Source organism: Sphaerisporangium aureirubrum, assembly GCF_042658925.1.
Lineage (GTDB): Bacteria > Actinomycetota > Actinomycetes > Streptosporangiales > Streptosporangiaceae > Sphaerisporangium > Sphaerisporangium aureirubrum.
Genome location: NZ_JBHSRF010000158.1, coordinates 1 through 7,095, shown reverse-complemented (window position 1 = coordinate 7,095; position 7,095 = coordinate 1). Strand labels below are relative to the sequence as shown.

Sequence of the window (7,095 nt, the reverse complement as noted above, 5' to 3'; positions counted from 1 at the left end):
CCGTGGACGTCGAGCCGAAGTTGCCCGGGAAGTTCCCGATGGGCATGCTGGCCCGGTAGATCCTGCCGTTGTCGCCGGCGAAGAACAGGTACATGTTGGAGCTGTCACCGATGAGGGTCTGGTCGATCGGCCCTGTTTGGGAGCCGGAGATGCTGCCGGTGAAGAGGGTCTGCTGCGCCGACCAGCCGTTGGGGTTGGTGGGGTCGGTGGAGGTCCGGTAGGAGAACGCGGTCCCGCCCCACTGGTAGGCGAGCACCCAGATGCTCCTCGGGGCGAAGTAGAACAGCGTCGGCGCGACGGTGGAGGACGACATCGTGTTCTGGCTGGCCGAGGCCATTTGAGACCAGTTGCTGAACAGGCTGAAGTTCATCGAGCCCCAGCTTGTTCCGGTGTTGTGCGTCGTCGCGTAGACCAGGTGCTGGCCGTTGTAGGGGGCGACGGTGAAGTCCTTGAGCGAGACCCATCCCGATTTCGGTTGCGCCAGTGCGCCGGTCGACGTCCAGCGGTACGTCGACGGAAGGGGGCACGAACCGGTCGGCGTCGGTGTCGGCGTCACGGTCGGGGTCGGGGTCGGCGTGGTGCCGCCGCCCAGTTTCACGAACTGCCACTGCTGGTTGTTGCCGCCCCAGTCGCTGTACTGGACGACGTTGGCGCCGTCGGCGGTGGAGGCGCCCTGTACTTCGAGGGCTTTGTTGCTGTTGCGGTTGATCAGCCGGACGTAACCGTCGGAGGAGTCGGCGAGACGCCACTGCTGGTTGACGCCGTTGCCGTCGGCCCACTGCACGACGGCGCCGCCGTCGGCGGTGGAGAAGTTGTAGACGTCCAGCACCTTGTTCGAAAGCCTGGACTTCACGCGGTAGTAGCCGCCGCCCGAGTCGACGAACTGCCACTGCTGCTGGGAGCCGTCGTTACGGGCCCACTGGGTGATGCGGGCGCCGTCGTTGGTGGCCAGGTTGTACACGTCCAGGGCTTTGCCGCTGTTGCGGTTCACCAGCACGTACCACGCACTGGTGTCGACGGTCGCCGCCGACGCGGGGGCCGTGCCGAGCGTGAGCATGGACCCGGCCAGCACCGCCGTCACGAGGGCGGCGACAAGGGACCGCCACCCATGTCGTCGTGGGACCTTGCCGATGGCTGCCATTCCGTTTCTCCTTCGATGGGGGACTAGGGAGCGGTCATGGAGAACTGACGAACGTTGACTGCGCCTCCGAGTGATCTGGTGGCGTAGTTGAAGACGGCGTACCGGTAGCCCATGAAGAACTGCCAGGCGTTGCCCATCGTGAACGCGGACCCGAAGGAGGTGAAGTTGACGCCGTCGGTGCTGTAGGAGAAGCGGCCCTGCCTGCCGGTGCCGGGACGGATGTCGGCGCTCACGCGCAGCCAGATCCGGCCGCCGGAGATACCGGTGCCGGCCACTTCCGTTCCGGTCGCCGTCGTGTTCCAGTTGCTGTCCATGGTGAGGTTGTTGACCATCACCAGCCGGTTCGCGGAGCCGTCACGTTTCACCCCGATCCAGGCGGAGGAGTCGCGCAGCAGCGCGAGCCCGGCCCGGTCGCCGTCCTGCATGCCGGAGTAGTCGAGCTCGATGGTCGCGGTGGACGCGGGCCCGTGGATCCGGTGCGTCAGGGTGTTCCTGGCGGAGTACAGGTCGTTGGTCACCGTGGCGGTCTGCAGGCGCAGCCCGTTGTCGACCGAATACCTGCCGGTGTCGGGGTTGTGGTTCCACTCCCACTCCGGGCCGAGTTGCGTGCCGGCGAAGGTGTCGACGCCCAGGGGTGATTTCACCTGGCGCGGAGGACGCGGCACGTTCGGATAGGGGTAGGTGGCGCCCCATCTGCCGTTGACGGTCTGCAGGGTCGGCCAGCCGTCGGAGGTCCAGGTGACCGGGGCCAGGGCGGGGACGCGGCCGCCGGGGTAGGCGTCCACGAAGCCCATGTAGTACCAGGCGCCGTTCTGGGTCTGCACCAGCCCGCCCTGGTGGGGGACGCCGCCGCCGCTGATGGGGCCGGGCAGGTCGAGCAGGACCTGGCGCAGCGTGTACGGGCCGAAGGGGCCGCTGGTGGACTTCAGGATGTACTGGCCGTTGGCGGGGCGGGTGAGGAAGATGTAGTAGTTGCCGTTGATCTTGTAGAAGCGTGAGCCTTCGAGGGTGCCGATGTTGGAGGGGGTGCTGAACACCTGCTGGGAGCGGACCTGGGTGCGTCCGTCGGCGGAGAGCTCGGCCACGCTGATGGTGGTGTTTCCGTAGGCGACGTACATCTTGTCGTTGTCGTCGACGAGCAGCCCGGCGTCGTAGTAGCAGTAGTCGAGGGTGGTGTGCCTGCTCCAGGGACCTTCGACGGAGGTGGCGGTGTAGATGTAGGTCTTGTTGAAGTCGACGCAGCCGCCCCAGTAGAACGTCCGGTTGCTCTTGCGGTAGTTCAGGAACGACGCCCAGATCCCGCGTACGTAGCCGCGGGCGCCGTTCATGTCGTACTTGGTGCCGAAGTCCAGCTTGGGGACCGAGTGGCCGGCGTACTCCCAGTTGACCAGGTCGTAGGACCGCAGGACGGGTGCCCCGGGCGAGTAGTGCATGGTCGAGGCCGAGTAGTAGAAGGTGTCGTCCACCCGGAAGATGTCGATGTCGGCCAGGTCCTGCCACAGCACCGGATTGGAGAACTGCGACGACGGCGGCCACGGGCCGGTCGTCGGCGTCGGCGTCGGCGTCGGAGTGGCGCTCGGGGTCGGCGTCGGCGTGGGAGTGGCGCTCGGGGTCGGCGTCGGCGTGGGAGTGGCGCTCGGGGTCGGTGTGGGGGTGGGAGTGGCGCTCGGGGTCGGTGTGGGGGTGGTGCTCGGCGTGACGCTGGGGGTCGGGGTCGGCGTGGGGGTGACGGTGCCGGTGCAGGTGGTGCCGTTGAGGGCGAAGCTCGCCGGTACCGGATTGCTGCCGTTCCAGGCGCCGTTGAAGCCGAACGAGACGCCGCCGCCGGTGGAGATGTCTCCGTTGTAGGCGGCGTTGGTGACGGTGACCTGCGCGCCGGACTGGGTGACCGATCCGTTCCACAGCTGGGTGATGGTCTGCCCGGCGGTGAACGACCACGTCAGCCGCCAGCCGCTGACCGGGTCACCGAGGTTGTCCACGTTCACGCTCGCACCGAACCCGCCCTGCCATTGGTTGGTCACCGTGTACGTGACCCGGCAACCGGGGGCGGCCTGCGCGGGAGCCGCGGCCACGACGCCGAGAACACTCAGCGCCACGGCGATCACGGCCGCGAGCCGGCGCCGATGTCGGGTGGGGCGCACTGGATTCCTCCATGGGGTAGATGGTCCGGCGCGACGCCGGCCCTGTTCGGCCCAGCGTGAGCGCTCACAATCGAAGTTTCGTTCTGCCCTCTCGTCGAGCGGGTGTGAGTCGGCGGGACGTGTGAACCTCCTGGCGAAAGGTCGACATCGAACTCGGATGATCGGCCTCGCCTGGTGAGGAGGGATCGCGGCGTGGTGTCACCCGAGGTCGCGCGCCTGCCGGGTCCGGTCGGCCCCGGAGGGCTGATGGCGGGTGCCGGCTGTCTGTTAGCGCTAACAATTAATTTTTACGAAAGAGCTCCTTCCCTCCGGCGGAGGTGGTGGTGCGCGGAGCCAATACGATCCGGCGACTTCCCGTCAAGGTTTCCTCCGGCGTCCGCCGGAGTGCCCCGGGCCCGCCGAGGGCGCCCATCTGCTGGAACGAGGGTCCGATAACACCGTCTATGTGCGGCGGGTGATGAAACGTTCATGTGTGTGAATGATCTTCTGGGGTGACGCGGCCAGATGCGCGAAATCGCCGTGACCAGGCTTCCCGCCGCGGCGGCCCGCCGCCCGCCGCCTCACGGACTCCGGCGAAACTTTCGAGGACGGGCCTTGACACATTTCATGGAGATTTCCACACTGAGTCCCCAGACGGCCTCCTCCCGCCGGGGTCGGTGGTGAGCGGCGGGGGCCGCATCCGGCGACGTCTCTGGTCGCATGTCTTGTCATGGTCACGCCGCCTGATCGGCGCGCGTCGCCATATCCCCTTTCGTTCACTCAGCAGTGGAGGCTCACGCATGGGCGAGAACGCCCTTCCTCCGCCCGGAGCCCGGCGGCCGTCCGCCGGTTCCCGGCGAGCGCTGGTAGCCGGCGCCCTCGGCGTGCTCGGCGCGGTCACGGTACTGGCGGTCCCGGCCCCGGCCGGCGCCGCCGCCAGTACGCTCGGCGCGGCGGCCGCCCAGAGCGGCCGCTATTTCGGCGCGGCGGTCGCGGTCTCGCGGCTCGGCGAGTCGGCGTACCTGACGACGCTGAACAGGGAGTTCAACTCGGTCACCGCCGAGAACGAGATGAAGTGGGACGCCACCGAGCCCTCCCGTGGCTCGTTCAGCTTCGGCTCGGCCGACCGTCTCGTCAGTAACGCACAGAGCAACGGCCAGAAGGTCCGCGGGCACACGATGGTGTGGCACGCCCAGACCCCCGGCTGGGTGCAGAACCTGCAAGGGAACGACCTGCGCACCGCGATGATCAACCATATCAACGGCGTGGCCAACCACTTCAAGGGCAAGATCCACACCTGGGACGTGGTCAACGAGGCGTTCGCCGACGGCGGCTCGGTCGGCACGCTGCGCAGCTCGATCTTCCAGCAGCGGCTCGGCAACGGCTTCATCGAGGAGGCCTTCCGCGCCGCGCGGGCCGCCGACCCCGCCGCCAAGCTGTGTTACAACGACTACAACATCGACGACGCCAACGCCAACAAGACCCGCGGCGTCTACAACATGGTCCGCGACTTCAAGGCGCGCGGCGTGCCGATCGACTGCGTCGGCCTGCAGTCGCACTTCGGGGGAGTGCCGAGCAACTACCAGGCGAACATCGCCCAGTTCGCCGCCCTCGGCGTCGACGTGCAGATCACCGAGCTCGACATCGGCGGCTCCGGCTCCGGCCAGGCCGACTCCTACCGCCGCGTCGCCCAGGCCTGCGTGGCCGTCCCCCGCTGCACCGGCATCACCGTCTGGGGTGTCACGGACAAGTACTCGTGGCGCAGCGGTGACACACCGCTGCTGTTCGACGGCAACTACAACAAGAAGCAGGCCTACGACGCGGTCCTGAACGTCCTCAACGGCGCCACGCCGAACCCCACCCCCACCCCCACCCCCACGCCGACTCCCACGCCGACCCCCACCCCGACGCCGACGCGTACGCCCACTCCGGCTCCGGGTGCGTGCGCGGCGACGATCGCCACCACCACCAGCTGGTCGGGCGGGTTCCAGTCGACGGTGACGGTCCAGGCGGGAAGCTCGGCCGTCAGCGGCTGGACCGTGCGATGGACCTGGCCCGGTGGCCAGACCGTCAGCAGCCTGTGGAACGGCGAGCACACCGTGTCCGGCTCCGCGGTGACGGTCCGCAACGCCTCCTACAACGGATCGCTCGCCGCGGGCGCGTCCACCACCTTCGGCTTCACCGCCAACGGCACCGCCGCCACCCCTGCCCTCACCTGTACCAGCCCCTGAGCCCACGAGCGCCCGGATCCGGCCGGACCCCGACATCCGGCCGGATCCGGGCACCTCACCGCCACACGAAAGCCCCCCGGCCGGCCGGTCCGGAGGGGCCGGCAGCGCCCGCGTCTCCGCGCGGATCACCAATTAAATCGATTCTCGGGGATGAGTGTATTACCCCAATCTGGAAATCATTTGTACAGCTTGACGAATTATGAGTTAGCGCAAACACTGACGGCCATGGCTCGCAACCATTCAGGACGATCCCGAACGGTCATGAGCGATGTCGCAGCCCTCGCGGGGGTATCGTCCATGACCGTCTCCCGTGTGCTCAATCATCCTGGAAAGGTCAGTCCTGAAACGCGTGCGAAGGTGATGATGGCGGTTCGTGAACTCGGCTACCGTCCCAACCCGGCCGCCAGGGTCCTGGCCACGGGCAGGTCGGGCGTCCTCGGCGTGGTAGGGGTGGATTCCACGCTCTACGGACCCCGGTCGACCCTTTACGCGATCGAGACCGCGGCCCGGGCCAACGGTTTTCTGGTCAGTATCCACAGCCTCGGCTCCGTCACCAGTGAATCGGTCGCCGAGAGCGTGGACTATCTGCGCCAGCAGATCGTGGACGGAGTCATCGTCATCGCCCCGCTGGAGGGGGTCGACGGCGGGCCCCGCGGCGTCCCGGACGACTTCCCGTTGGTCGACGTGGGCGGCGGGCTGAGAGGCGCCGTCCCGGTGTCCGCGATCGACCAGCGGGCGGGCGCGGCCCGGGCGACCCGGCATCTGCTGAGCTTGGGACACAAGACCGTCTGGCACATCGCCGGTCCCCCGACGTGGATCGACGCGAACGAGCGCGTCGCCGGCTGGCGGGAGGCGCTCGGCGCGGCGGGGCGTGAGGCACCCGAGCCGCTGATCGGCGACTGGAGCGCCCATTCCGGCTACGAGCACGGCAGGCGGCTCGCGCGCGACCCCTCCGTGACGGCGGTCTTCGCCGCGAACGACTCGATGGCCCTCGGCTTGCTCAGGGCGCTCGGCGAGGAGGGGAGAAAGGTCCCCGAGGACGTGAGCGTCATAGGTTTCGACGACATTCCCGAGGCCGCGTACATATGGCCTCCCCTCACCACCGTGCGGCAGGACTTCTGGGAGGTCGGAAAGCAGTCGTTTCACCTGCTGCTGCACCGCATGGGTGGCCGCTCCACCGATTCCAGGCGTCTGGTGGAGCCGGAACTCGTGCTGCGCGACAGCACGGCGGCTCCGGTGCGCTGAATACTATCGCCGAGGGCAGTGAAGTCAAGCATCGATTTCAATACGTTTTGACCGCGACGGCCGAGTGGGCGCCTGTGACATCCCTGTAATGAAAATCCGCTTGACCGCTTCTGGTGTTAGCGCTCACAGTTCAGCCAAAGGCAACGATAGGGGCCTCGCCCCGGGTTGCTGAGGCGAATGAAAGGACACTCCTGACCATGCTGAAAAAAATATCCATCGCCGTCCTCGCGGGCGCGCTCGCCGCGACGCTGGCCGCCTGTGGCGGCGGCGGTGGTGGCGGTGGTGACACCGGTGCCAAGGCCGGGGACAGTGGTGCGATCACGATGGGTTTCTCGCAGGTTGGTGCGGAGAGCGGGTG

The 7,095-nt window shown here is 67.8% G+C and carries 4 protein-coding genes; 2 read left to right on the top strand and 2 right to left on the bottom strand.

The annotated features are described in order from the left end of the window. Window positions 1–1,057: non-reducing end alpha-L-arabinofuranosidase family hydrolase (locus tag ACFP1K_RS40740; RefSeq protein WP_380763898.1), on the bottom strand; the 1,057-nt coding region annotated here is incomplete at its 3' end. A 107-nt stretch (window positions 1,058–1,164) separates the two neighbouring features. Continuing rightward, window positions 1,165–3,282 carry a family 43 glycosylhydrolase gene (locus ACFP1K_RS40735; protein ID WP_380763894.1) on the bottom strand — a complete coding sequence of 706 codons (2,118 nt, stop codon included), beginning with the start codon at window positions 3,280–3,282 and terminating at the stop codon, window positions 1,165–1,167. A 779-nt stretch (window positions 3,283–4,061) separates the two neighbouring features. On the opposite strand from ACFP1K_RS40735, the gene ACFP1K_RS40730 reads away from it, so the two are divergent. Both ACFP1K_RS40730 and ACFP1K_RS40725 read left to right on the top strand, forming a co-directional pair. Then, window positions 4,062–5,492 carry an endo-1,4-beta-xylanase gene (locus ACFP1K_RS40730; RefSeq protein WP_380763892.1) on the top strand — a complete coding sequence of 477 codons (1,431 nt, stop codon included), beginning with the start codon at window positions 4,062–4,064 and terminating at the stop codon, window positions 5,490–5,492. Between the two features lie 225 nt (window positions 5,493–5,717). Continuing rightward, window positions 5,718–6,737 (top strand): LacI family DNA-binding transcriptional regulator, encoded by a 1,020-nt coding sequence (locus tag ACFP1K_RS40725; RefSeq protein WP_380763896.1) that lies wholly within the window; start codon window positions 5,718–5,720, stop codon window positions 6,735–6,737. The last annotated feature ends 358 nt before the right edge of the window (window positions 6,738–7,095 follow it).